The sequence below is a fragment of the Rathayibacter sp. AY1C2 genome (assembly GCF_002931195.1).
GTDB lineage: Bacteria > Actinomycetota > Actinomycetes > Actinomycetales > Microbacteriaceae > Rathayibacter.
Genome location: NZ_PSWG01000033.1, coordinates 1 through 24,101 on the forward strand (window position 1 = coordinate 1; position 24,101 = coordinate 24,101).

Genomic DNA, 24,101 nt, shown 5'->3' on the forward strand with positions numbered 1-24,101 from the left:
GTTCCCGGGGCCGGGGGGTCTCGAGGGGGGAGCTGTGCCCGCTGCTCGATCAGCAGGAGGGCGCCGCTCAGGCCTCGACCCAGGTCCAGGTGCCGGCCGGGCCGTCGACCGAGACGTCGCCGCCGGAGCGCGTCACGGTGAAGACCGTCTCCTCCCCCGTGTCGTGCGCGACGACCCGGACCGGCGTCGCTCCGTCCGGCCCCGGGAACACCCTCAGCTCGAGCCCGTCGAGGTAGTCGTACTCGGCCGAGTCCTGGCGGGCCCCCACCGGGATCACCGCACCCTCGCGCACGTACAGCGGCAGCGAGTCGAAGCCGTGGACCTCACGGCGCCACTCCCCCGTCGAGACGGTCCGCTCGCCCGTCCACCAGCTCGTCCACGTCCCGCGCGGGAGGTAGAACTCGACCGTGCCGTCCTCGGTGAACACCGGAGCGACGAGCAGGTCGTGCCCGAGCAGGTACTGCGTGTCGAGGTGGGCGGCGCTGCGGTCGTCCTCGAACTCGAGCGCCATCGGGCGCATGATCGGGACGCCGGTGCGCGCCGCCTCCGCCCCCGCCGCGAAGAGGTAGGGCATCAGCGAGAGCTTCAGCCGGGTGAAGAGCCGGGTGACCTCCACGGCCTCCTCGTCGAACGCCCACGGCACGCGCACCGAGGAGGATCCGTGCAGCCTCGAGTGCGAGGAGAGCAGGCCGAACGCGAGCCAGCGCTTGAACACTCCGGGATCGGGCGTGCCCTCGAAGCCGCCGATGTCGTGCGCCCAGAAGCCGAACCCGCCCAGCGCGAGCGAGAGGCCTCCGCGCAGGGTCTCGGCCATCGACACGTAGGAGGAGGTGTTGTCCCCGCCCCAGTGCACCGGCAGCGACTGCCCGCCGACCGTGGCGCTGCGGGCGAAGAGGACCGCGCGGCCCTCGCCGAGCTCCTGCTCGAGCACCTCGTGCACCGCGCGGTTGTAGAGCTGGGTGTACCAGTTGTGCATGGCCTCGGGGTCGGTCCCGTCGGCCCAGACGACGCCCTCCGACGGGATCCGCTCGCCGAAGTCGGTCTTGAAGGAGTCGACGCCCTGGCGCACGAGGACGCGGAGCTTCTCCTGGAACCAGGAGGTCGCCTCCGGATTCGTGAAGTCGATCAGGGCCATGCCGGCGACCCACATGTCCCACTGCCAGACGTCGCCGGAGGCCGTTCTGAGCAGGTAGCCCTTCTCGCGCCCCTCGGCGAACAGCGGCGACGCCTGCGCGATGTACGGATTGATCCAGACGCAGGTGTGCAGCCCGCGCTCGTGCAGGCGGGCGAGGATCCCCTCCGGGTCCGGGAAGGTGCGCGGGTCCCACTCGAGGTCGGTCCACTGGAACTCGCGCATCCAGAAGCAGTCGAAGTGGAACGCCGACAGCGGCAGCTCCCGCTCCGCGAAGCCGTCGATGCAGGAGTTCACCGTCTCCTCGTCGTAGCTCGTGGTGAAGCTGGTCGTCAGCCAGAGCCCGTAGCTCCAGGCGGGCACGACGGAGGGGCGGCCCGCGAAACCGGTGTAGCGCCGCAGCACGTCCTTCTTCGTCGGGCCCTGGATCACCAGGTACTCCAGCGCCTCGCCGCCGACCGAGAACTGCACGCGCTCGACCGCCTCGGAGCCGATCTCGAACGACACGAGGCCGGGATCGTTCACGAGCACGCCGTAGCCGCGGCTGGAGAGGTAGAACGGGACGTTCTTGTAGGCCTGCTCGGAGGAGGTGCCGCCGTCGGCGTTCCACACATCCACGGTCTGGCCGTTCTTCACGAAGGGGCCGAAGCGCTCGCCGAGCCCGTAGACCAGCTCGCCGACGCCGAGGTCGAGCTGCTCGTGCAGGTAGGCGGCTCCGTCCGGTCCGGTCAGGTAGCCCTGCGCCTTGTGCCCGGAGCCGGTGAGGCGCGTGCCGGTCGAGGTGTCCCAGAACTCCAGCGACCACGGAGCGCCCTGCCTGATCCGGACCTCGAGGTCGCCGGTGCGCAGCACGCCGCCGGACTCCGTCACCTCCGCCGCTCCGACGTCGCCCCCGGCCAGCTCGAAGCCGGGCCGCGCCGCCGTCCCGCGCCAGTGCTCGATCCGCACCCGCGCGACCCCCTCGGCCGGCGAGGACACCGTGACCGTGAGCGCCGGCCGGTTGAGGACGTCGCCGCGGCCCTGGATGACCCGGGTCGGGGCGATCACCTCGAGCGAGGTGCCGTCGGTGCGGATGTCGTACGCCTCCTGCGCGAACAGGGGCGTGAATCCGGCCCGCGTCTGCCAGAACCCGTCGGTGAACTTCATGGGGGTGCCTTTCGATGGCGCGCCGGCGGATCCCGCGAGGGAGGCGCCGACGGAGGGAGAGAGGGCTACTTGACCGCGCCGGCGGTGATGCCGCGGGTGAGGGTGCGCTGGAAGATCAGGAAGAAGATCAGCGTCGGGAGAAGGCCCAGGAGAGCGCTCGCGCTGGTCGTGGTGACGTCCATGATCTTGTCGCCCTGGAGGCTCGAGATCGCGATCGGGACGGTCTGCGTCGCGTCGCTCACCAGGAAGACCAGCGGGATGAGGAACTCGTTCCAGGTCCAGATGAAGAAGAAGATCATCAGCACCGAGAGGGTGGGCCGCGAGATCGGGACGATCACCCGGGTGAGGACCTGCCACTTCGAGGCGCCGTCGAGAGCCGCGGCCTCGAGGATCTCCTTCGGGAAGGTGCCGTAGACGCTCGAGAGCAGATAGGTGCCGAACGCCGACTGGATCACGGTGAAGATGACGATGACCGACAGCTGGGTGTCGTAGATCCCGACCGCTTTGAACATGTAGTACAGCGGGTAGAGCAGGGCCTCCTGCGGGAGCATGTTCGCCAGCAGGAACAGGACGATGATCCAGCTCCGGCCGCGGACCCGGCCGATGCCGATCGCGTAGGCGTTCAGCACCGAGAGGGCGACGGCGAGGATCGCGACCGACCCCGAGATGAGGATCGAGTTGCCGAGCTTCTCGGGGAAGTCGACGCGGCTCCAGAAGGTCGAGAGGCCGTCGAAGGAGAGGCCGGTCGGGAAGGCGAGCGGGCCGTTCGCCGAGTACTCCGCGGGGGTCTTGAAGGAGTTGAGCAGGATCAGCAGCACCGGGCTGATGATCACGAGCCCGATCACCACGGCGACGGCGAGGATGACCCAGTCGCCGAGGGTGCGCTTGGTCGTGCCCTTCGCGGGCTTGGCGGGACGGGAGGACGGGAGGTCCGCGTCCTCCGTGCCGGCCTGGGTGAGGGGCAGGGTCTCGATGGCCGACATCAGCGGGCTCCTTCGCTGCGCTCGACGCGCTCCTGGGCGCGGATGAACAGCACGGCGAGGATCACGATGACGATCGTGAGCGCGGTCGCGATGGTGGCGCCGTAGCCCACCTGCTGCTTCTGGAAGAACTCGGTGTACGAGTAGTAGGAGGGGACGATCGTGGAGTCGCCGGGGCCGCCGCGGGTCAGGGCGTAGATCGGGCCGAAGACCTTCAGCGCGGCGATGGTGCAGGTGAGGGTGACCACGAAGATCTCGGGCCGGATGATCGAGACCGTGATCCAGCGGAAGCGCTGGAACCAGTTCGCCCCGTCGAGCTCCGCCGCCTCGTAGAGCTCGGGGTCCACGCGCTGCAGTGCCGCCATGAAGATGACGACCGGGTAGCCCAGCTGCACCCAGATCATCACGACCATGATCGAGAGCATCGCGGTGTCCGGCTTGCCGAGCCAGTCGTGCGAGAGGGAGCCGAGCCCGACGGCCTCGAGGATCGAGTTCAGCGCGCCGTTGTCGGGGCGGAGGATCCAGCCGATGACGATCGCGGCGATGACGGTCGGCAGGATCTGCGGGAGGTAGTAGGTGGCACGGAGGAAGCTCGCCAGGCGCCCGCCGAACTTCTTGCCGACGAGATCGAAGAGGATCGCCGCGAGCAGGAGTCCGAGGATCGTGGGGACGATCACCATCGCGATGATCATGTAGACCGAGTTGAGGAACGAGGTCCAGAACTGGTCGTCGCCCATCAGCTCGATCCAGTTGTCGAGGCCGATGAAGATCGGCGGCTTGATGCCGCGCCAGGACGTGAAGCTGATGTAGACGTTCCAGATCAGCGGGATCAGCACGATGAACGTGAAGAGCACGAACCCGGGGATCAGGTAGAGCCAGTAGCCGCCGGAGCGCTTCTCGCGGGGCGGCGTCGTGGGAGGCGGCGCGCTCTCCGCGCGACGAGGTGCTGTCGTCGTCATGGGTACTCCTAGGTCGGACGGGGTCGTGGATGTGCTGCCGCGGGATGCCGCTCCGATACGGAGGCGACGGCGTGTCGCGTACCGGAGCGGCATCCCGCGGGGGGTGGAGGCTCGGCGGTGTTCGTGCGACCCCCTCGAGGGGTCGCCGTCACGTCCTCAGGTCTTCCACGGCCGTTCCGCGCCTGCAGGCGCGGGGCCGGCCGCCGTGGCCGACATCACGTGACGCTTCCGCGTCACGTGATGTCGGCGACTCCGTCGTCGTACTTGGCCTGGAGGTCGGAGAGCATGGCGGACTCGTCGGAGGAGCCGTTGATGAGCTCCTGCGTGGCGGCGACCAGGTCGTCGTAGAAGGTCGCGGTGGGCCAGTCGGGGTAGAAGGAGAGCTGGTCGCCGTCGACGACCGTCTTCCACTGCGAGAGCAGCGCCTTGCTCTTCTCGTCGGTGATGGCGCTCTCGTCGACGACCAGCGGGATGCCTCCGTTGTTGCCGATGAGGTTCTGGATCTCGGGTCGCATCGTGATGTCGATCCACTTGTAGGCGAGGTCCTTGTTCTTCGCCGTCTCCGGGATCACCCAGTGGTTGCCGGCGGAGCCCATCGTGAACTCGGCACCCGGGAAGAGGAACGTGTCCCACTCGAATCCGGTGATCTCGGTCTTGAAGCGGCCGAACCACCAGGAGCCCGAGAAGAAGATCGGGTACTCGCCCGAGATGAACGCCGTGCCCGCGTCCTCCGCCTTCAGCCCGGAGGCGTCGGCCGAGAAGTAGCCCTTGTCGACGTAGGTCTTCAGCTGGTCGGCCGCGTAGCTCCAGGCCGCGTCCTCGAAGTCGACCTCGCCCGTGTAGGTCTGGTAGTCGGTGACCCAGGAGCGGTCGGCCTTCAGCAGCGCGAGCTGGTAGAAGAGCTGCTGCAGCGGGTACTCGGCGCCGGCCTCCGCCAGCGGGGTGATCCCCTTGGCCACGAAGGCGTCGAGGACGGCCGTGAACTCCTCGTAGGTGGTGGGGACCTCGAGGCCGTTCGCGGCGAAGGCGTCCTTGTTGTAGTAGACGAAGGTGAACTCGCCGTAGTTGGGGATGCCGTACCAGGAGCCGGAGCCCATGATCCCGTTCTCGTCGTACTTCGCGGTGGTCTGCAGCGCGCCGGGGATCAGCGAGTCCCAGCCGTAGAACTCGACCGCCTCGTCGAGGTTGGTGAGCAGGCCCTGGCTCGAGAGGAGTCCGCTGGTCGCGTTGCCCTTGTTGTACTCGACGACGTCGGGCGCCGAGTTGGAGTTGAAGATCTGGCTGGCGCCGGTGCGCAGCTGCTCGAAAGCCTTGAATTCGTACGCGATCTCGGCCCCCGTCTCCTGGGTGAAGATGTCGCGGGCGGCGAGCCAGGCGATGCCGCGGTCGCTGTCGGGCGTCTCGAAGTCCCAGAGCGTGAGGGTGCGGCCGGCGCCGTCGACCGTGGTCGAGAGCGCGTCGGAGCCGGCGTCGGAGCCGCCACCGGAGCAGGCGGCCAGCGCGAACATCGCGCTGAGGCCGACTCCGCCGGCGAGGAGGTTGCGCCGGCTGAGACCGGCGGTCGGGCGGTGGAAGGCGGAGCGGGATCGGAGCGACATTGCGGTGGTTCTCCTTCGAACGGTGCGGTGGTGCTGCGGAGGTGGTGCAGGGAGCGCACTCTCGCGGGGGCGTGGTGTCGAAGCGTTTCGACAGTGCGCAGAGCCGGAGCGGGCAGGAAGAGGGTGGAGGACTAGAGAGAGGCCGGCGCGGGAGTGCCGGACGGGACCGCCGGCACCGGAGCGCCGGTCGGAGCGACCGCGAGGGATCCGCGGTCGACGTAGGAGGGCGGGAGCAGCTCGACGCCGACGGTGCGGCCGGAGTCGATCTGCTGGAGGGTCCGCGCGACGGCCGCTCGGCACATCGCGTCGAACGGGAGGGGAAGACTGCTGGTGGGGACCGGGAGGGCGCCGCCGTCATAGCTGGCGCAGGCCGCCAGGATCGACAGGTCGCCGGGGACGGAGAGGCCGCGCTCGAGGACGCGCTCGATCGCCGCCTCCGCCACGGGCTCGTTGCAGTGCAGCACGAGCGCGGTGGGCGGGACGGGTGCGGCGAGGATCGCGTCGATCGCGGCCTGTGCGCTCGGGCGGCCGATGTGCGGGCGCTCGACCGCGATCTCGACTCCGAGCGCCGCAGCCTCGGCGCGGAACGCCTCGTCGAAGCGGCGGACGAAGCCGGCGTTGCGGTCGGTGTAGGACTGCGGGTGCTCGAGCAGGCCGAGCGAGCGGTGGCCCAGCTCGGCGAGCCGGCGGACGCTCTGGCGGGCGGCCTCGGCGAAGTCGAGGTCGACGCAGGCGAGATCGTGGGAGTCGGCGGGCACGCCGATGAAGGTGGCGGGGACCCCCGCCGCGCGGATCAGCTCGGCGCGGTCGTCGTCGTCGTCGACGCCCATCAGGACGATGCCGTCGACGAGCGAGGAGGAGGAGACGCGCCCGATGCCGCTGGACGCCTCGTCGGTGACGAGCAGCAGGACGTCGTAGTCCGACTCCCGGGCGCGCTCGAGCACCTCGGTGACGAAGCGCATGTGGGTCGGCAAATGCAGCTCGCCGCGCATCGGGGCGGAGAGGGCGAGGATGTGGGTCCGCGCCCCGGCGAGCATCCGGGCTCCCGCGTGGGGCCGGTAGCCGAGCTGGCGCACCGCGTCGTCGACGCGCTGCCGGGTGGAGGCGGCGATCGAGCGCTTGCCGGAGAGGGCGTAGGAGACGGTGCTGATCGAGACTCCGGCAGCGCGGGCCACGTCGTGGATGGTCGCCATGGCTCCTCCTGCCGGACGTCGTCGTCGGTCGCGGTCGAGCTTCGAAGCGCTTCGACCGGTCGTGCTGGAGCGACTGTACGCACAGTCGAAGCGCTTGCGCAAGCGATCCTCGCGACGACCTCCCCGGGCGCCGGCCCGCTCCGCGAGCGGTTCCGCCGCACGAACGGGCGGCACCTGCGATCGGCCGGAGGGCGACGCGCCGGGCCTTCCGCTCGTTGCGCCTCCCGACCCTCAGGGGATATGTTGGGCTCAACAACAATTCGGCGACGTCGCCGGAAAGGATTCGGATCCCATGTCCCTGACCCCCACCCGCGCCGACAAGTTCTCGTTCGGCCTCTGGACCATCGGCTACAACGGGACGGACCCGTTCGGCGGCCCGACCCGCGAGCCGCTCGACGTCGTCCACGCGGTCGAGAAGCTCGACGAGCTCGGCGCGTACGGCCTCACCTTCCACGACGACGACCTGTTCGCCTTCGGCTCCACCGACGCCGAGCGCCAGACCCAGATCGACCGCCTCAAGGGCGCGCTGGAGTCCACCGGCCTCATCGTGCCGATGGTCACCACCAACCTCTTCAGCGCCCCGGTCTTCAAGGACGGCGGCTTCACCTCGAACGACCGCGACGTCCGCCGCTTCGCGCTGCGCAAGGTCCTCCGCAACATCGACCTCGCCGCCGAGCTGGGCGCGAAGACGTTCGTCATGTGGGGCGGCCGCGAGGGCGCCGAGTACGACTCCGCCAAGGACATCCGCGCCGCGCTCGAGCGCTACCGCGAGGCCGTCAACCTGCTCGGCGACTACGTCACCGACAAGGGCTACGACATCCGCTTCGCCATCGAGCCCAAGCCGAACGAGCCCCGCGGCGACATCCTGCTGCCGACGCTCGGCCACGCGATCGCGTTCATCGACTCCCTCGAGCGCCCCGAGCTCGTCGGCGTGAACCCCGAGGTCGGCCACGAGCAGATGGCGGGCCTGAACTTCACCGCCGGCATCGCCCAGGCGCTGTACCACGGCAAGCTCTTCCACATCGACCTCAACGGCCAGCGCGGCATCAAGTACGACCAGGACCTGGTCTTCGGCCACGGCGACCTGCACAACGCGTTCTCGCTCGTCGACCTCCTCGAGAACGGCGGCCCCGGCGGCGTCCCGGCCTACGACGGCCCGCGCCACTTCGACTACAAGCCCTCGCGCACCGAGGACGAGACCGGAGTCTGGGACTCGGCCGCCGCGAACATGCGCACCTACCTGCTGCTCAAGGAGCGCGCCGCGGCCTTCCGCGCCGACCCCGAGGTGCAGGAGGCGCTGGCCGCCGCGAAGGTCGCCGAGCTCTCCACCCCGACGCTGAACGAGGGCGAGTCGTACGACGACCTGCTCGCGGACACCGCCTCGTACGAGTCGTTCGACGCCGACGCCTACCTCGGCGGCAAGGGCTTCGGCTTCGTGCGCCTGCAGCAGCTGGCCACCGAGCACCTGCTCGGCGCCCGCGGCTGACCCGCACCCCCTGAGCCCGCGGTCCGCCGCGGGACGACCTGAGACGGACGAGATCCCCTGCACCCGCACGGGGTCTCGTCCGTTCTCCTGCATCCGGCCCGGTTCCGCACCGGACGCCCGAACCCGCACCCCCCAACGAAAGAGGACAGCGATGACGCTCGTCGCAGGGATCGACTCGTCGACCCAGAGCTGCAAGGTGGTCGTCCGCGACCTCGACACCGGCGCCGTGGTGCGCACCGGCCGGGCGAGCCACCCGGACGGCACCGAGGTCGATCCGGCCGCGTGGTGGGACGCGCTGCAGCTCGCCCTCGCCGACGCCGGCGGCCTCGACGACGTCGCCGCGATCTCGGTCGGCGGCCAGCAGCACGGCATGGTCGTCCTCGACGAGAGCGGCGCCGTCATCCGCCCCGCTCTGCTCTGGAACGACACCCGCAGCGCGCCCGCCGCCGCCGCGCTCGTCGAGGAGCTCGGAGCCGAGGCCTGGGCGGAGCGGACCGGATCGGTGCCGGTCGCCTCCTTCACCGCCACCAAGCTCCGCTGGCTGCGCGACGCCGAACCCGAGAACGCCGCCCGTGTCGCCGCCGTCGCGCTCCCCCACGACTGGCTGACCTGGCGCCTGCTCGGCTACGGCCCCGACTCCGCCCGCGGTCCGCAGCTCGACGCCCTCACGACCGACCGGTCGGACGCGTCCGGCACCTCGTACTGGGGAGCGGACGGCTACGACCTCGACCTGCTCGAGCGCGCCCTCGGCCACCGCCCGCTGCTCCCCCGCGTGCTCGGCCCCTCGGAGGAGGCGGGCCGCACCGAGAGCGGACTCGTCGTCGGCCCCGGCGCGGGCGACAACGCGGGCGCCGCGCTCGGCCTCGACGCCGGCCCCGGCGACGTGGTCGTCAGCATCGGCACGAGCGGCACCGTCTTCGCCGTCACGGACGACCCGGTGCGCGACGCCTCCGGGACCGTCGCCGGCTTCGCCGACGCGAGCGGGCGCTTCCTGCCGCTGGTCGCGACGCTCAACGCCGCGCGCGTGCTGGCCTCGACCGCGACCCTGCTCGGCAGCGACTTCGACGAGTTCGCCGCACTGGCGCTCGAGGCGGAGCCGGGTGCCGACGGCCTCGTGCTGGTCCCCTACTTCGAGGGCGAGCGCACGCCGAACCTGCCGGACGCGACCGCGAGCCTGCACGGGATGACCATCGCCTCGACCACGCGGCCGAACCTCGCCCGCGCGGCGATCGAGGGCATGCTCTGCGGACTGGCCGACGGCCTCGACGCCGTTCGCGCGCAGGGAGTGGAGGCGCGGCGCATCCTCCTCATCGGCGGAGCCGCGCAGAACCGCGCCGTGCAGCTCGCGGCCTCGCAGGTGTTCGACGTGCCCGTGCAGGTGCCGATGCCCGGCGAGTACGTGGCCGACGGTGCCGCCGTGCAGGCCGCCTGGGCGCTGACCGGATCGCGTCCGACGTGGACCGTCACCTCGGTGGCCGAGCCCGCGCCGGACCACCGCCCCGTGATCCGCGAGCAGTACGCGACCGCTCGAGCCTGAGGCTCCGGCCCCGGCCCTCATCCAGGGCCGAGGCCGCGCCGCAAGCCCCAGTGGACGGGGAGCGGAATCGCGCTACTCTCATTACTCAGCCAGCTGACTAATGGAGGAGCGACATGACCGCCACACGAACCCCCGACCGCGCCGACCGGATCCGCCAGGTCGTCGTCGCCGTGAGCGCGGTGCTCGCCCTCATCGGCTCGTTCATCGGCTCGGGCGCCGCGGGCGGCACGCAGATCCAGAACGCGGCCGGCGGCGCCCTGACCGCGTCCTCGACCCCCATCGCTCCCGACGGCCCCGCCTTCGCGATCTGGAGCGTCATCTACACCGGCCTCATCGCCTACGCGATCTGGCAGTTCCTGCCCTCGCAGACAGCCCGCACCCGCCACCGCCGGCTGGGCTACTGGGCCGCCGCGAGCCTCCTCCTGAACGCCGCGTGGATCCTGGTCGTCCAGGCCGGCTTCCTGACGCTCAGCGTCGTCGTGATCGCCCTGCTGCTCGCCGTGCTCGCGCGCATCTTCGTGATCCTGCGGACCACCCGGTCGGCCGGAGTGGTCGACGCGATCGTGACGGACGGCACCTTCGGGCTCTACCTCGGCTGGGTGTGCGTGGCCACGGCCGCGAACGTCACCGCCGGGCTCGTCGGCGCGGGAGTCGGCAGCGCGGACGGTCCGGGCGCCGCGGTCTGGGCGGTCGTCGTCCTCGCCGTCGCCGCGCTCGTCGGACTCCTGATCGCCGTCACCGGCCGCGGCCGCATCGCCCCGATGCTCTCGCTCGTCTGGGGACTCTCCTGGGTCGCCGTCGGCCGCTTCGCCGGCGAGCTCGTCTCGGTCCCCGCCGGGATCGCCGCGCTGGTCGCCGCCGCCGTGGTGCTGGTGGTCACCCTCCTCGTCCGCGCCACCGCGGGACGCCGGGTCAGCGCCGCCTGATCCTTGCGCGACGAAGGCCGAGAGGCCGGGACAGCCCTGGTCCGGGGCCGCCCGGCCTCTCGGCCTCCGTCGTGGCGGCGGATCAGGTGATCAGCGTGTCGACGTACTCCCGGTTCTCGTCCATCCACGCGGCGAGGGCGGCGGAGCGGTCGTCGGCCCCGTCGTTGAACAGCGCGTTCTCGAGCGAGTAGAGCGTCTTCGAGTCCATCCGGAAGTCGCGGATCCAGCGGCTCATCGTCGGGTAGTCCGCGTCGAACGCGGCCGAGCCGAAGGAGTGGATCCCCTCCGCCTGCCCGAGCAGGCCCTTCGGGTCCTCGAGGTCCTTGACCGGGAAGGCGTCGTAGGCCCAGTGCGGGCGCCAGAGCGTGACGGCGATGTTCTCGCCCGCGGCGGTCGCGCTCGAGAGCTCCTGGAGCATGGCCGGCGTCGACGAGGTGAGGTAGTCCATCCCCTCCAGGCCGTAGCCGGGGATGACGTCCTCGGTCGTCGTCTTGTTGAGACCGGAGCCGGGCTCGATGCCGATCAGGCGGTTCCCGACGACGCCCGGGTCGGCGGCGAGCTCCTCGAGGGAGTCGATCGGGGCGTCCTCGTTGACCGCGATGGTCAGCTTCGCCTCGTCGTTCCACGCGCCCAGGTCGACGATCGAGTCGCCGTACTGCTCGACGTACCGGGCGTGGGTGAGCGGCAGCCAGGTGTCGAGGGCGAGGTCGTAGTCGCCGGTCGAGAGGCCCTGGAAGCCGGGGGCGACGTCGGCGTTCTGCAGGGTCACGTCGTAGCCCTGCTCCTCGAGCACCGCCTCCCACAGAGCGGAGACGGCGATCCCCTCGTCCCAGCCCTGGAACACGGCGACGGTCACGTCGGTGCGGTCGCCGTTGTCGACGGAGGCGGCGGTGGCGGGAGCGGCGAGGGTCGCGGCCCCGAGGGACGCGACCAGGCCGATCGAGACGACGCCGACGGCCGAGCGGGTCGCCACGACGGCGCGGCGGTTCTTCGCCCGGGCGACCCTCGCCGGCGAGGGCGAGCCCAGCGCGCCGGTCATCCGGTCGAGGACGACCGCGAGGATCACGACGGAGATGCCCGCCTCGAAGCCGAGCGCGACATCGATCCGGTTGAGGCTCGCGACGACGTCGCCGCCCAGCCCTCCGGCGCCGACCATGCCCGCGATGACGACCATCGAGAGCGAGAGCATGATGACCTGGTTGAGGCCCGCCAGGATCGAGGGCAGCGCCAGCGGCAGCTGGATCTGGCGGAGGATCCGCCACTTCGAGGAGCCGAACGACTCCCCCGCCTCGACGAGCTCCGGGTCGACGCCGCGGATGCCCAGCTCGGTGAGCCGGACGCCCGGCGCCATCGCGAACACGATGGTCGCGACGATGCCGGGCACCACTCCGACCCGGAACAGGATCAGCGCGGGGATCAGGTAGACGAAGGCCGGCATCGTCTGCATCAGGTCGAGCACGGGCCGGATGACCGCGGAGGCCGTGCGGTTGCGCGCGGCGAGCACGCCCAGCGGCACGCTCAGCGCGATGGCGATCACGGAGGCGACGAGCACCAGCGCGAGGGAGTCCATCGCGTTCTCCCACTGGTCGACCCCCACGATCAGCAGGAGCCCCACGGCGGTGCCGGCCGCGAAGACCCAGCCGCGGACGGCGTAGGCCAGTACGGCGAGGAAGGCGACGATCACCCAGAAGGGCGGCGTGGCGAGGGCGAGGTCGACGCCGGAGTAGAGGGCGCCGAAGACGGTGCGCAGCAGGTCGAAGACCGGCTGGAAGGTCTGCGTGAGGACATCGACGGCACCCTCGGCGAGGGCGCCGAGCGGGAGGCGGAATCCGAGATCGGTCATCGTGCACCTCCGTCCGCCGCGAGGACGGCGTCGTCGACGGGGCCTCCGGTCGCGTGCAGGGTCGCGGTGACGACCTCGGTCGAGACGGTGGCGGGCGGCTCGATCACCGGGTGCTCGCCGGTGCGGGCGGGCACGTTGCCGAGCGCCGCGAGCAGGGTCACCCGCGGGATCGCTCCGAGCAGACGCCCGTCGGCGTCGACCACGGCGACCGGCAGCGCCGACTCGACGGCGGGCTCGATGACCTCGCTGAGGGCGGTGTCCGGACCGACGGTGACGACGTCGGAGGCGAGGACCGCCGAGAGGTCGCCGGTGCTCCGGCGCACCTGCTCGATCACGTCGCGGTCGCGGACCGTGCCCAGCAGGCGGCGTCCGCCGCCGACCACGAACGCGGCCGAGGTCTGCAGGTCGCGCATGCTCCGGAGCGCGGCGCGGGGACCGGCCGCCAGGGTGACCACGGAGCGGGCGGGCTCCATCACGGCGGAGGCGGTGAGCACGCGGGCGCGGTCGACGTCCTGCACGAACTGGGCGACGTAGTCGTTCGCCGGGTCGGTGAGGATCTCCTCCGGGGTGCCGATCTGGACGATGCGGCCGTCGCGCATCACCGCTATGCGGTCGCCGAGGAACATGGCCTCGTTGAGGTCGTGCGTGATGAAGACGATGGTCTTGCCGAGCTCGTGCTGCAGCTCGATCAGCTGCTCCTGCATCTCGCGGCGGATCAGCGGGTCGAGTGCCGAGAACGCCTCGTCCATCAGCACGATGTCGGTGTCGGCGGCGAGCGCCCGGGCGAGGCCGACGCGCTGGCGCATGCCGCCGGAGAGCTCGTCGGGCATCTTCTCGTGCCAGCCGGCGAGACCGGCGCGCTCGACCGCGAGCAGGGCCCGCTCGCGGCGCTCGGCCGCGGGGACGCCCTGGATCTCGAGCGGGTACGCGACGTTGTCGAGCACGGTGCGGTGCGGGAGGAGCGCGAAGTGCTGGAACACCATCGACACCGACGAGCGGCGCACGCGGCGCAGCTCCGCCTCGGAGACGCCGGTGATGGTGGAGCCCTCGATCAGGACCTCGCCCGCGGAGGGCTCCTGGAGCCCGTTCAGCATGCGGATCAGGGTGGACTTCCCGGAGCCGGAGAGGCCCATCACGACGAAGATCTCGCCGCGGCGCACGGTGAAGGACGCGTCGATCACCGCGGCCGTGCCGAGTCCGGCGAGCTCGCCGCGGTCGGCGCCCTCGCCCAGTCGGCGGACGACCTCGTCGGGCTTCCGGCCGAACACCTTGAAGAGGTGGCGGGCCTCGAGAGCGGGGGTCGCGGGATCGGCGCCCGCCTCGCTCCGGGGCTCGCTGATGGTCTGCTGGTTCTGGTGCACGTACACTCCGTCGGCGCGCAGGGACGACGCCCTGCGCTCATCTCGTGGTGCCGGGTCGGGAGCGTGGGACAGCCGTGCGTCGAGCCTCCGCGTGCGTCCCGCCGCTCAGCGCGGCAGGGGGTGGAGGCGAGAGCGTCCGAGGCGGCCTCGGGGCCGCCTCCACTCCCGTTGACCGTACGATCGCGGCGCGTCCTGGGGGACGCCGTGCGAGCGCGGACCGGTTCATCGGGGCCCGTGAGGACCGCCGACCACGGTAGCCGCGGAGCCGCCGAGGGGCAAACGTCGGACAATTGCGGGGGCGGGTCCAGGGGTGGCGGTGAACCGATCAGCGCAAGTGAAAGTGCTGGTCGGAGCTGGTTTCCGGACTGTTGCGCGATCGTTACCGTGGTGGCGCGGCCGGCGGCGCTCGTTCCGGCCGGTCTCCATCCGCCGCTGCTCGACCGGCGAGGAGGCCCCGCAGCTCAGACAGTGGTCTCGCCCGCCGGGCCCGAGGGGGCCGCCGCGCCGACTCCACTGACGGGCTCGCCCTGCCAGGACACGAGCGTCCACGCGTCGCCCGAGCCCTCGAGGACGACGACGCCGGTGTTGTCGAGCAGGTGGTCGGCGATGAAGCGCGCATCGAGGTCGAGGGAGCGCAGACCCGCCCAGCAGCGGATGGCGGCGCCGTGGCTGATCAGCGCGACGACCTCGTGCCCGAGCGCCTCCGCCTCCGCCACCACCGCGTCGTAGCGCGCCGCGAACTCGTCGCCCGTCTCGCCGCCCGCCAGCCGGATCGACGTCTCGCCGCCGGCCCAGCGGAAGACCGTGCCCATGTACTCCTCGACCGCCGCGTCGTCGCCGCGCATCTCGAGCCCCGCGGCCGCGACCTCGCGGATGCCGTCGCGCTCCATCGGCTCGAGCCCGAGGGCCGCGGCGAGAGGGGCGGCCGTCTCGTGGGTGCGGACCATCGTCGAGACGAGCAGCGCGCCGATCCCCTCGCCGGCGAGCCGACCGGGCAGTGCCGCGGCCTGGGTGCGGCCGAGGTCGGTGAGCCCGGGTCCGGGGATGCGGGTGTCGAGGAGCCCGGCGACGTTGGAGGGGGTCTGGCCGTGGCGGATCAGGAGGAGGCGCATCCGCCCACGCTAACCGCGGAGGCTGGGCTTCCGGGGCGCGCGGTCGCGCTCGCTCCCGCCGTTGTGCGGCGAGTGCGGCGCTGTCACGATGTGCGGGGACGCTCCCGGACCGGGAGCCGCAGACGGACGGGACGGGCGGACTTGGCCTCCGAAGACGGTTTCTCGAAGGACGAGCGCGCGGCGATGAAGCAGCGCGCGGCCGAGCTGCGGGCGGAGGCGAAGCGGCAGAAGAGCGCCGACAAGGCCGACGCCGACCGCAGGGACGCGGAGGCCGCGATCGCCGCGATGACCGACGAGGAGCGGCCGATCGCCCAGATGCTCCACGAGGTCGTCGGCGAGACCGCCCCCGATCTCCTCCCGAAGACCTGGTACGGCTTCCCCGCCTACGCGCGCTCCGACGGCAAGGCGATCGTCTTCTTCCAGCCCGGCGCGAAGTTCGGCACGCGCTACTCGACCCTCGGCTTCCAGGACGGCGCCCAGCTCGACGACGGCACGATCTGGCCGACCGCCTACGCGCTCGTCTCCGCCGACGCCGAGACGCGCGCCGCCGTCACCGAGCTGGTCCGCCGCGCAGCCGGGGCCTGACCCCGTGGCGCACGTCTACGACGAGATCGACGAGAGCCTCTCCTCCTGGATCCACGAGCAGCCGATGTGGTTCGTCGCCACCGCGCCCCTCGCCGCCGACGGGCACGTCAACATGTCGCCGCGCGGCCACGACTCGTTCTCGATCCTCGGCCCGCGGCGGGTCGGCTGGGTCGACTACACGGGCAGCGGAGTCGAGACGATCGCGCACCTGCGCGAGAACGGGCGCGTGTGCCTGATGTTCGCGTCGTTCGGATCGCGTCCGCGCATCGTCCGCCTGCACGGCACCGGCTCCGTGCACCTGCCCGGTTCGGAGGCGTTCACCGAGGTCGCGGAGCAGCACCCCGAGCACCCGAGCACCCGCGCGGTCGTCACCGTCGAGCTCACCCGCATCAGCGACGCGTGCGGCTGGGGCGTGCCCGTGATGGAGCCGGTCGGCGAGCGCGACCTGCTCCTCCTCCAGGCCGAGAAGAAGGGCCCCGACGGCATGGCCGAGTACCGCGCCACGCGGAACGCGGTCAGCATCGACGGGCTGCCGGGCTACCCGCTGGACTGAGCGGGCGGGAAGCGGCCGCAGCGCGGCGCGCACGAGCACGCCGACCGGCTCGAGCAGGGTCTCAGTGATGACGGCGAGCGGCTTCGACCCGGTCGGGCGGGAGTCGACGGAGAACCGAGTCCTCGTCATTCGTCAAGTCCTCGACCGCTGACCGCCGCTCAGCACGACCAGACGTGCATCACGGTCCGTCCCCCGTTCGGGAACCCCGGGTCGATCGACGTGTTCGTCGTCGGTGCGGGTCTGAAGCGGGCGCTCCTCGCGGGGACGATGACCGGCGGCCTCGTCGACGGGTACACCGCCGCCGTCTCAGGGAGATCGCACAGCGCGACGGGACCGGTTCGCGGAAGCACCCACGAGGACGCTTCGCACACGTCCCCAGGGGATGTACTCCTGGGACCAGTAGTCGGCCCGGATCTTCAGGAGGGGCCCTTCGACGGTGGCAGTCACCGTGATGGAGCGAGGGTCCCGGAGGGTTCCCGCGATGCGTGTCTGCGGGGTCCTCTCGAGCTCGCTCGACAACTGCTCGGGAGTGATTCGCGTCGGGAGGGACGACCGCGAGCAGCCGCCGGCATCCACCGGAGGAGCATTCGACGGTCCCGCTGACGAGCTCGCTCCCCTGTGGACGGTCGATGGCCGAGGCCGCCAACCGCGCTGGTGAGGCTCATCCATGGGTCGGGACGAGAGCGAGCTCCGGGGAGCTCCGGCCGATCCCAGGAGGGGCGGACGTGGAGCGCGGCTGAGGCCTGCTCGATCGACGGTCGGATCGGACGGCGTCCCTACCATCGGCCCCGCAGAGATCCCCTGGCCGATCCGCCCGCCGCTACCCCCGCTCGTCGACGGCCCGGATCGAGAACAGCTCCTGCGGGGTGCAGTCGAGCGCGTCGCAGATGAGCGTCAGCGTCGTGAAGCGGATCGCGCGGGCGCGGTTGTTCTTGAGGATGGAGAGGTTCGCCATCGTGATGCCGGTGCGGGCCGAGAGGGCGGTGAGGGTCACGCCGCGCTCGGCCAGCACTGCTCCGAGGTGGCAGTCGATCCAGTGCCTCTCGTCGTCGGCGGGCTCAGACAACGCCGTCGACGTCCCGTTCGAGCTTCGCGCCGGCGCGGAACGCCGCCGTCAGGGCGAGGGCCACCACTCCGGCGAGCAGGACGGGGACGGGCCACTGCGGCAGGTTCGTCCCGATGGCCTGGTAGTCGCCGCCGAGGAAGGCATCGCGCTGCTCGTCGGTCACCCGGCCGGCGGCGAACAGCAGGCCGATGCCGGAGCTGAGGTACAGGCCGGCCGCGGTGTCGGCGAGGCCCTGCGCCACTCCTCCGATCAGCAGGGCGAGGCTCAGACGGCGCCAGTTCGCGAGGACGAAGGGGTCGAACGGGCGTCCGGCCGCGATGCCGCGGAGGACCCGCAGGAGGAAGACCGTGGCGAGGACGATCGTGACCGCCTGGAGGAGGCTCGGCAGCGCACCGAGCAGGCGGAGGGAGAGGGCGGCGTCGGCGAGCGTGGGCGCGGTGCCCTCGCGCGGCTCGGCCTGCAGCAGCTGCGGGAGGCTCCGGAGCGGGAGGCGGCCGTCCGCTCCCCCGAAGACCAGCAGGGTGCGCCCGGTGGTGACGGTCCAGGTCTGCAGGAGCGCGGTGAGCACGGAGAAGACCGCGACGATGAGCAGGACCGCCCTGGCCACCCGGAACACGCGCGGACGCTCCCGGACCGGTCCGCTGGGGATGACACTCGTCATGGCGTGCTCCTTATCGATCGTCGATGTTATCGAGTATCGATACTACGCACGCCGGTCCGGCGATGTCGACCCGCGGAGCCCCGCCGACCACGGAGACGGCGGGAGGGGTGGTTGCCCGGGGCGAGGAGCCCGATCTAGCGTGGAGGGATGTCGGATGCGAGGGAGCGCGCCGCCCGGTACCGGGCCGGCGCCGCGGGCGAGGAGGAGGCGGAGCAGCCCGCCCTGCCGGAGGATCCGCTCGAGCGGGCCGCGTTCGTCGAGACGGCGATCCAGCTCGCGATCCGCCGCGGCGACTTCGACGACCTGCCGGGATCGGGGAAGCCGCTTCCGGACCTGGGCGCGGCCCACGACCCGGACTGGTGGATCCGCCGCAAGATCGAGCGCGAGAACCTCACCGGTATCGGCCCGGCCGCCTTCCTCCTCCGCGCCGAGGACCGCGCGCTCGACGAGCGCCTCGACCGCCTGCACCGCGAGGAGGAGGTGCGCGCCGAGCTCGCCGACTTCAACACGCGGGTGATCGAGGCGCGCCGCCAGCTGCTGGGCGGTCCGCCCGTCGTCACCCCGCTCCGGGACGTCGACGAGGAGGTCGCCGCCTGGTCGCAGCGGCGCGCCGATCGCGCCGCCGAGGCCGAGGCCCGGGCGGCCGCCGAGCCGGAGCGGTCCCGCCGCTGGTGGTCGCGGCGGCGCTGACGTCCCCGGAAACCGGACAGACCTGCCCCTCCCACTGGGGTCCCGCCCCGGGAAACCGGGCCGGAGCGCGCCTCCGAATCATGCGTACACATCAAGTCGACCGGAGTCCGCATGCTCACCGCCACCACCCCCGCACGCCTCCCGAGGGCCCGCACCTCGACCCTCGCCGCGCCGCCGCTCGCACTGCTCGAGCCCGACTCGGACCGGATGCTCGTCATCCGCGCCGCGGAGGGCGACGACCGCGCGTTCGCCACCATCGTCCGCCGCTACACCGCGCTGCTCCGCGCGACGGCCGCCCGCACCCTCCGCAGCAGCGCCGACGTCGACGACGTGGTGCAGGAGACGTTCCTCGCGGCGTGGACCCACGTGGACAGCGTGATCGACGGCGAGACCATCGCCGGCTGGCTCGTCACGACCGCCCGCCGCCGCAGCGTCGACCGGCTCCGCTCCAGCGTCTCGCGGCTGCGAGCCGAGCTGGACGACGAGTTCCCCGCCTCCGCTGCCGACGACCCGGAGCACGCCGCGCACTGCGGATCGCTCGCCGCCGACGCCAACCGGGTGCTCGCCGCGATGCCCCCGGCCCAGCGCCGCTGCTGGGAGCTGCGCCAGCTGGAGCAGTGCAGCTATGACGCGATCGCGCACGAGCTGGGGCTCACGACCTCGACCGTCCGCGGACTGCTCGCCCGCGCCCGCGGGACCCTCCGCACGGAGCTCGCCCACTGGCGCTGATCCGCGCTGCGGATCTCGGCGCAGGAGACCGGGCGGGGGCCTTCAGCGCAGGAGAACCGGCCCCGCGCCGATCCGCACCCGGAACAGCGAGTACGGGTACGTCCGCAGATCCGTGCCGCCCTGGTAATCGGCCTGGCGGTGCAGCTGGTTCGCGGTGACGTACAGGTGCTCGTCCGTCGCGATCGACATGGTGTCGGGCCAGAGCAGCCGCTCGTCGTGCACGATCGTCTCCATCGTGCCGTCGGTGCGACGGCGGACGATCGCGTTGTTCTCGTAGCTCGTGGCGTAGAAGCGGCCCAGCGCATCCGTCTCGAGGCCGTCCGCTCCCCCGCCCTTGTCGCCCTCGTCGACGACGGTCGCCGCGACGTCCTCGTCCGGCACCGACCGGTCGACCAGGGCCGCCGTCGCCACGCTGAACCAGCGGCGGGAGGCGAGCGGGCAGTACCAGAGGCGCTCGCCGTCGGCCGAGATCGCGATGCCGTCAGCGCCCATCGTCACCGGCTGCGGGTCGCCGTCGGCCGGGCGCTTCATCAGCACGCGGCCCTCGGCCATCGGCACGAGCTCCGGAGGAGTGAGCGCCTTCGTGCTCGGGTGGTCGTGCAGGCGGCGCCAGGCGGTCCCCGCCTCGAGGTCGACGACGATGATCCCGTTCGGGCCTGAATCGGCCGAGTCGGTGATGTAGGCGATGCCGCGCCGCAGATCGAAGCGCACGTCGTTGAGGTAGGTGGTCGGCAGGGCGACGTCCGGCTCGAGGACGATCACCTGCTCGACGGTGTCGGTCGCCAGGTCGACGCGGACGAGCTTCGGGCCGCCCTTCTTCGTCGGCTCGAACATCGGGCTGCCGGTGTCGAGGATCCAGAGCCGGTCGGCCGGATCGACGACGATGCTCTGCACCGATACGAGGGCGCCGGCGTCGTCGACTCCCGACGGCGTGTTCCAGGCCTCGTCCGGGTAGGGCACCGCCGCTCCGTCGACCAGCTCCACGACCGTGGCCGGGACCTCGTCTCCCCACTTGGGGAAGTTCACGAAGATCCGCCCGGTGTGCGAGACGCTGACGCCGGTGGGCATCGGCCCGCTGGTGAAGGCGTGCACGAGCTCCAGCTCGCCGAGCGGCTCGTCGACCGGGCGCGTGCTGCGGGTCTCGTCGGTCGGTCCCCAGAATCCCATGGTGCTCTCGCTGTCCTCCCGCCGGCGCGGGCTCGTGGCGGTCTCGGTGCCGGTCGGGTGCGGAGTCGGTGCCCGCCGCGACCGGTGCTCCTCATCCTGCGCGTCGGCGCCGGTCGGCGGGGAGGAGGTGGCGGAGGAGGCGGCGAGCGCCTAGCATCCGGCCGCAGCGGGCGACCCGGGAGCCGCGACCGAGGAGGCGGAGGAGGACCGGCCCGCGTCCGACTTCGGCACGGCCTTCGCGAAGGGGCTCAGCATCGAGACGAGGCAGTGCCCGGTGGAGCGGGTCGCCTCGGCGGCCGCTCCCGCCGCCCGCAGTGCACCGCCCCCCGCCGTCGCGCTCACCCGCTGGTCGGCGGATCGACGGACCACTGATCCGCCGGCCGTCCGCTTCCGGACATGACCGCTAGAGGGCGTTGCCACTGCGGCCGCTCACCTGCCACGGTCGCAGAGCGACCGACGACGGTCCACCGATCAGAAGGACCGAGGCCCGCTCATGGACGACTCCTCTTCGACCGAGACCAGCACGAGCGAGATGACGCCCGAGGTGCTGGCCGCGTTCAGCGACGCCTGGACCCGCCACGACCTCGAAGCGCTGATGAGCCACATGACCGACGACTGCGTCTACGGCGCGTCCGTCGGCCCCGAGCCCGGCCGCACCTGGACGGGCAAGGAGCAGGTCCGCGAGGGATTCGCGCTCATGCTCGCCTTCGACACCGGACAGGAGCGGCACGAGGAGGGGGCTCCCCTCATCTCCGGGACGCGCGGCGCGGCCACCTGGTCCTTCACCGGGACCGGCCCCGACGGCCGACCCCAGGTCACGCGGGGCTGCGACATCTACGAGTTCCGCGGCGGGAGGATCGCCCGCAAGGACGCGTTCCGGAAGGTCTACCGGGCGGACGAGGAGTAGTCCGCGTCGTCCTCCCTCGCGCAGCGGAGCCGGAGCGGCGTCCTCGTACCGGGTGGCCCCGCGCCTGCCCGCGGAGCTGATCGCATGGCTGGCCACGTCGGCGGGCAGCTGGGTCGTCGGGCAGGTGCTCACGACCGACGGCGGGTTCAGCCTGTGACCGGAGCGGCGGCGCAGCGGCTCCGGACCTAGTCGGAGGCGACGGCCCGCACGATCGCGCGGGCGACCTCGAGCACCTCGCGCTCGTGGCTCAGGTGCACCTCGTGCACCGCTCCGGGCCAGGACAGCAGCGGCGCGTCCAGGGCGGCGGCGACGCGCCGATGCGCGCGATGCAGGGAGGACCCGGGCCGGCGGTCCGCGGTCACCACGGCCGCGGGGACGGCGGGCAGCTGAGACTCGTCGAAGCCACGCGCCACCTGCTCCAGACCGGCGGCGGCGGAGGCGAGCCCCGGCAGGTCGACGTCCGCCATCGCGAGAGCGGCCGCGCGCGCGGCCGGGCTCATCGCGTGGCGCCTCGCCGACCGGGCGGCGCTCGTGCGCAGCAGCGCGGACAGCGCTCGGCCGAGCCCCGGCAGTCTCGAGAGCGTCGCCGTCGCCCGGGCCGTCCGCTCCACCTGACGCGCCAGTGCCGTGTCGTTGACGGGCGTCGGGTCGAGGAGCACGAGTCCCGCGACGTCCTCGGGATGATCGCGAGCGAGCAGCATCGCGACGGCACCGCCGAGACTCTGGCCGATCACGACGACCGGACCTGTCCCGAGGCCGGCCAGCACGGCGTGGACGGCGTCGGCGGCGTCGGTCAGTCCGCCGGCGACCTCCGACCCCGCTGTGCCCGGTCTGTCGTAGAGGACCACCCGGCAGCCCGGATCGACGATCAGGCCCTCGACCAGCCCGGGGAAGAACCCGTCGACGGCCTCGCCCCCGCCCGGCAGGAGGAGCACGGCCTGCCCGGACTCACCCCGCACCTGCAGCATCCGGCGAGCCTAGCCGGGGAGCCGTCCGGCGCCGACGACCGGCGCGGCCGGGCCCGGGGATGATGGGCGCATGGGAACTCGTGGGGCCGGAGTGCTGTGGGTGGTGAGCGCGCTCGCCTACGTCGGAGCGGAGGCGGTCGCCGCGTCCGCGTTCCCGGGCTACAGCTACGCACGGAACTACATCAGCGATCTCGGCGTGCCCGAGGTGGGCGTGTTCCAGGGGCGCGCGATCGACTCGCCGCTGCACGCGGTGATGAACGCCGGATTCCTCCTGCAGGGGGCGCTCTACCTCGCCGCCGCCGTCACGACCGTGCGGGCGGCGCGGGGCGGATCGCGGGGGCTGTTCCTCTCCCTCGCCGTGGTCTACGCCGTGGGCATCGCCGTGGTGGGCCTCGTGCACGGGAGCAGCGCCAGTGCGCAGAACGGGATCGGCGGCCTGCACGTGGTCGGCGCCGCGATGGCGATCGTCGGCGGCAACGCGGCCTCGATCGTCGCCGGTGCCGCGGCCCGGCGCGGCCGCGCCCCGTGGGCGCTCGGGACGGTCGGGATCGTGCTCGGCGCGGTCGGCCTGCTCGCGCTGCTGATGCTGCAGGTCGACACCCGCGTGCCCGGCGTCGATCTGCTGCCCGACGGCGTCTGGGAGCGCGCCTCCGTCTACGCCGTCACGGCCTGGCAGCTCGCGACCGGCCTGCGGCTGCTCCGGCGGCCGGAGGTGCCGCGGCAGCCGCGGCCTCCTCAGACCGCGGGCAGCGGCGCGCAGGTGCGCAGCGCCGTGCACCGGCTCTTCCAGCTCGGGATCCGGATCCCGGAGGCCCTCTCGGTCGTCGTGTTCGACGACAACCCGTGGAGTGAGCTGGTCACCCCGCCGCTCAGCGTCGTCCGTCAGCCGATCGACATGCTCGCCCGTCACAGCGTCGAGCTCGTCCTCGCCCGCATGCAGGGCCGCCTCCCCGACGCGCCGCAGCACATCGAGGTGCAGGCCGACCTCGTCATCCGCTCCAGCTGCGCCGCACCCCCGCGGCGCTGATCCCCCTCCCCCCTCCGAAAGGCACGCCATGTCCGATCCCGTCGTCGTCACCGCGATCTTCACTCCCGCCGAGGGGCAGCGCGACGCGCTCGTCGCCGCCCTCTCCACCGCCATCGCGGAGGTGCACGAGGAGGAGGGCTGCGAGCTCTACGCGATCCACGACTCGCCCGACGGCACCATCGTCATGCTAGAGAAGTGGACGAGCGGCGACCTGCTCGACGCGCACGGCGCCGGCGAGCCGGTCGTCCGCCTCAACGCGGCGATCCGCGGACTCGTCGCCCATCCTCCCGTCGTGACGCGGCTCGTCCCGATCCCGGCCGGCACCTCGCAGCAGGGCGAGCTCTAGCACCCGGGGGCGGGGCCGCTCCGGATCCGGATCGCGCGCCTCCCGCCGGAAACGCGCGCGAAACAGCGGAGGCCTACGGTCGGGAGCGACCCCGCCGCCCCGGCCGCTCCCTGGAGGACCCGCATGCCC

At 72.3% G+C, this 24,101-nt stretch carries 23 protein-coding genes; 10 read left to right on the forward strand and 13 right to left on the reverse strand.

Translation table 11 applies throughout. The features are described 5' to 3' along the window. Positions 1-67 precede the first annotated feature (67 nt). The 5 genes from yicI to C5C55_RS15645 all read right to left on the reverse strand — a co-directional run bounded on the left by yicI (position 68) and on the right by C5C55_RS15645 (position 7,008). On the reverse strand, positions 68-2,278 hold the full coding sequence (gene yicI / locus C5C55_RS15625) for an alpha-xylosidase (protein ID WP_104234554.1): 2,211 nt from the start codon (positions 2,276-2,278) through the stop codon (positions 68-70). 65 nt (positions 2,279-2,343) lie between these two features. Continuing rightward, complete coding sequence (locus C5C55_RS15630) at positions 2,344-3,261, reverse strand: carbohydrate ABC transporter permease (RefSeq protein WP_104234555.1); 918 nt, start codon at positions 3,259-3,261, stop codon at positions 2,344-2,346. Continuing rightward, complete coding sequence (locus C5C55_RS15635) at positions 3,261-4,217, reverse strand: carbohydrate ABC transporter permease (protein WP_104224874.1); 957 nt, start codon at positions 4,215-4,217, stop codon at positions 3,261-3,263. The genes C5C55_RS15630 and C5C55_RS15635 overlap by 1 nt, the downstream gene beginning before the upstream one ends. A gap of 233 nt (positions 4,218-4,450) precedes the next feature. Beyond that, entirely contained in the window at positions 4,451-5,815 is a 1,365-nt protein-coding gene (locus C5C55_RS15640) for an ABC transporter substrate-binding protein (protein WP_258072573.1), read from the reverse strand. A gap of 131 nt (positions 5,816-5,946) precedes the next feature. Beyond that, positions 5,947-7,008, reverse strand: a complete 1,062-nt coding sequence (locus C5C55_RS15645; RefSeq protein ID WP_104227356.1) for a LacI family DNA-binding transcriptional regulator — start codon at positions 7,006-7,008, stop codon at positions 5,947-5,949. A 292-nt stretch (positions 7,009-7,300) separates the two neighbouring features. On the opposite strand from C5C55_RS15645, the gene xylA reads away from it, so the two are divergent. The 3 genes from xylA to C5C55_RS15660 all read left to right on the forward strand — a co-directional run bounded on the left by xylA (position 7,301) and on the right by C5C55_RS15660 (position 10,957). Further along, complete coding sequence (xylA, locus tag C5C55_RS15650) at positions 7,301-8,494, forward strand: xylose isomerase (RefSeq protein WP_104224876.1); 1,194 nt, start codon at positions 7,301-7,303, stop codon at positions 8,492-8,494. Between the two features lie 151 nt (positions 8,495-8,645). Then, positions 8,646-10,031 carry a xylulokinase gene (gene xylB / locus C5C55_RS15655; protein ID WP_104234556.1) on the forward strand — a complete coding sequence of 462 codons (1,386 nt, stop codon included), beginning with the start codon at positions 8,646-8,648 and terminating at the stop codon, positions 10,029-10,031. A 113-nt stretch (positions 10,032-10,144) separates the two neighbouring features. After that, positions 10,145-10,957, forward strand: a complete 813-nt coding sequence (locus C5C55_RS15660) for a tryptophan-rich sensory protein (protein WP_104224878.1) — start codon at positions 10,145-10,147, stop codon at positions 10,955-10,957. Positions 10,958-11,039: 82 nt separating this feature from the next. Here C5C55_RS15660 and C5C55_RS16990 read toward each other — a convergent pair whose 3' ends face one another. The 3 genes from C5C55_RS16990 to C5C55_RS15675 all read right to left on the reverse strand — a co-directional run bounded on the left by C5C55_RS16990 (position 11,040) and on the right by C5C55_RS15675 (position 15,273). After that, positions 11,040-12,800: an ABC transporter permease/substrate binding protein gene (locus C5C55_RS16990; protein WP_104234557.1), complete on the reverse strand. Its 1,761-nt coding sequence runs from the start codon at positions 12,798-12,800 to the stop codon at positions 11,040-11,042. Beyond that, positions 12,797-14,161 carry a glycine betaine/L-proline ABC transporter ATP-binding protein gene (locus C5C55_RS15670; RefSeq protein WP_258065309.1) on the reverse strand — a complete coding sequence of 455 codons (1,365 nt, stop codon included), beginning with the start codon at positions 14,159-14,161 and terminating at the stop codon, positions 12,797-12,799. The genes C5C55_RS16990 and C5C55_RS15670 overlap by 4 nt, the downstream gene beginning before the upstream one ends. 461 nt (positions 14,162-14,622) lie before the next feature. Next, positions 14,623-15,273 (reverse strand): histidine phosphatase family protein, encoded by a 651-nt coding sequence (locus tag C5C55_RS15675; RefSeq protein ID WP_104234558.1) that lies wholly within the window; start codon positions 15,271-15,273, stop codon positions 14,623-14,625. Between the two features lie 141 nt (positions 15,274-15,414). On the opposite strand from C5C55_RS15675, the gene C5C55_RS15680 reads away from it, so the two are divergent. Continuing rightward, the gene (locus tag C5C55_RS15680; RefSeq protein WP_104224881.1) at positions 15,415-15,858 is read left to right on the forward strand and encodes a hypothetical protein; all 444 of its coding nucleotides are present in this window, start codon (positions 15,415-15,417) and stop codon (positions 15,856-15,858) included. Positions 15,859-15,862: 4 nt separating this feature from the next. After that, on the forward strand, positions 15,863-16,411 hold the full coding sequence (locus tag C5C55_RS15685; protein ID WP_104234560.1) for a pyridoxamine 5'-phosphate oxidase family protein: 549 nt from the start codon (positions 15,863-15,865) through the stop codon (positions 16,409-16,411). An 820-nt stretch (positions 16,412-17,231) separates the two neighbouring features. On the opposite strand, the gene C5C55_RS15690 is transcribed toward C5C55_RS15685, so the two are convergent. Together C5C55_RS15690 and C5C55_RS15695 are read right to left on the reverse strand one after the other, a co-directional pair. Continuing rightward, on the reverse strand, positions 17,232-17,477 hold the full coding sequence (locus C5C55_RS15690) for a helix-turn-helix transcriptional regulator (protein ID WP_181067874.1): 246 nt from the start codon (positions 17,475-17,477) through the stop codon (positions 17,232-17,234). Further along, entirely contained in the window at positions 17,470-18,138 is a 669-nt protein-coding gene (locus tag C5C55_RS15695) for a hypothetical protein (RefSeq protein WP_104227364.1), read from the reverse strand. Before C5C55_RS15695 ends, C5C55_RS15690 begins: the two co-directional genes overlap by 8 nt. Positions 18,139-18,285: 147 nt before the next feature. On the opposite strand from C5C55_RS15695, the gene C5C55_RS15700 reads away from it, so the two are divergent. Next, positions 18,286-18,828, forward strand: coding sequence for a DUF1992 domain-containing protein (locus tag C5C55_RS15700; RefSeq protein ID WP_104234561.1), 543 nt, complete (start codon positions 18,286-18,288; stop codon positions 18,826-18,828). A gap of 111 nt (positions 18,829-18,939) precedes the next feature. Continuing rightward, on the forward strand, positions 18,940-19,557 hold the full coding sequence (locus tag C5C55_RS15705; RefSeq protein WP_104234562.1) for an RNA polymerase sigma factor: 618 nt from the start codon (positions 18,940-18,942) through the stop codon (positions 19,555-19,557). Between the two features lie 42 nt (positions 19,558-19,599). On the opposite strand, the gene C5C55_RS15710 is transcribed toward C5C55_RS15705, so the two are convergent. Together C5C55_RS15710 and C5C55_RS15715 are read right to left on the reverse strand one after the other, a co-directional pair. Next, the gene (locus tag C5C55_RS15710; protein ID WP_104234563.1) at positions 19,600-20,724 is read right to left on the reverse strand and encodes an L-dopachrome tautomerase-related protein; all 1,125 of its coding nucleotides are present in this window, start codon (positions 20,722-20,724) and stop codon (positions 19,600-19,602) included. 150 nt (positions 20,725-20,874) lie between these two features. After that, the gene (locus tag C5C55_RS15715; RefSeq protein WP_104234564.1) at positions 20,875-21,093 is read right to left on the reverse strand and encodes a hypothetical protein; all 219 of its coding nucleotides are present in this window, start codon (positions 21,091-21,093) and stop codon (positions 20,875-20,877) included. Between the two features lie 124 nt (positions 21,094-21,217). On the opposite strand from C5C55_RS15715, the gene C5C55_RS15720 reads away from it, so the two are divergent. Beyond that, positions 21,218-21,631, forward strand: coding sequence for a nuclear transport factor 2 family protein (locus tag C5C55_RS15720; RefSeq protein WP_219812389.1), 414 nt, complete (start codon positions 21,218-21,220; stop codon positions 21,629-21,631). A gap of 185 nt (positions 21,632-21,816) precedes the next feature. Here the strand turns inward: C5C55_RS15720 and C5C55_RS15730 are convergent, their stop codons facing one another. Continuing rightward, positions 21,817-22,599, reverse strand: a complete 783-nt coding sequence (locus tag C5C55_RS15730; protein WP_104234565.1) for an alpha/beta fold hydrolase — start codon at positions 22,597-22,599, stop codon at positions 21,817-21,819. A gap of 70 nt (positions 22,600-22,669) precedes the next feature. Between C5C55_RS15730 and C5C55_RS15735 the strand changes: the two genes are divergently transcribed. Next, complete coding sequence (locus C5C55_RS15735; protein WP_258065290.1) at positions 22,670-23,626, forward strand: DUF998 domain-containing protein; 957 nt, start codon at positions 22,670-22,672, stop codon at positions 23,624-23,626. A gap of 28 nt (positions 23,627-23,654) precedes the next feature. Next, complete coding sequence (locus tag C5C55_RS15740; RefSeq protein ID WP_104224889.1) at positions 23,655-23,972, forward strand: putative quinol monooxygenase; 318 nt, start codon at positions 23,655-23,657, stop codon at positions 23,970-23,972. The last annotated feature ends 129 nt before the right edge of the window (positions 23,973-24,101 follow it).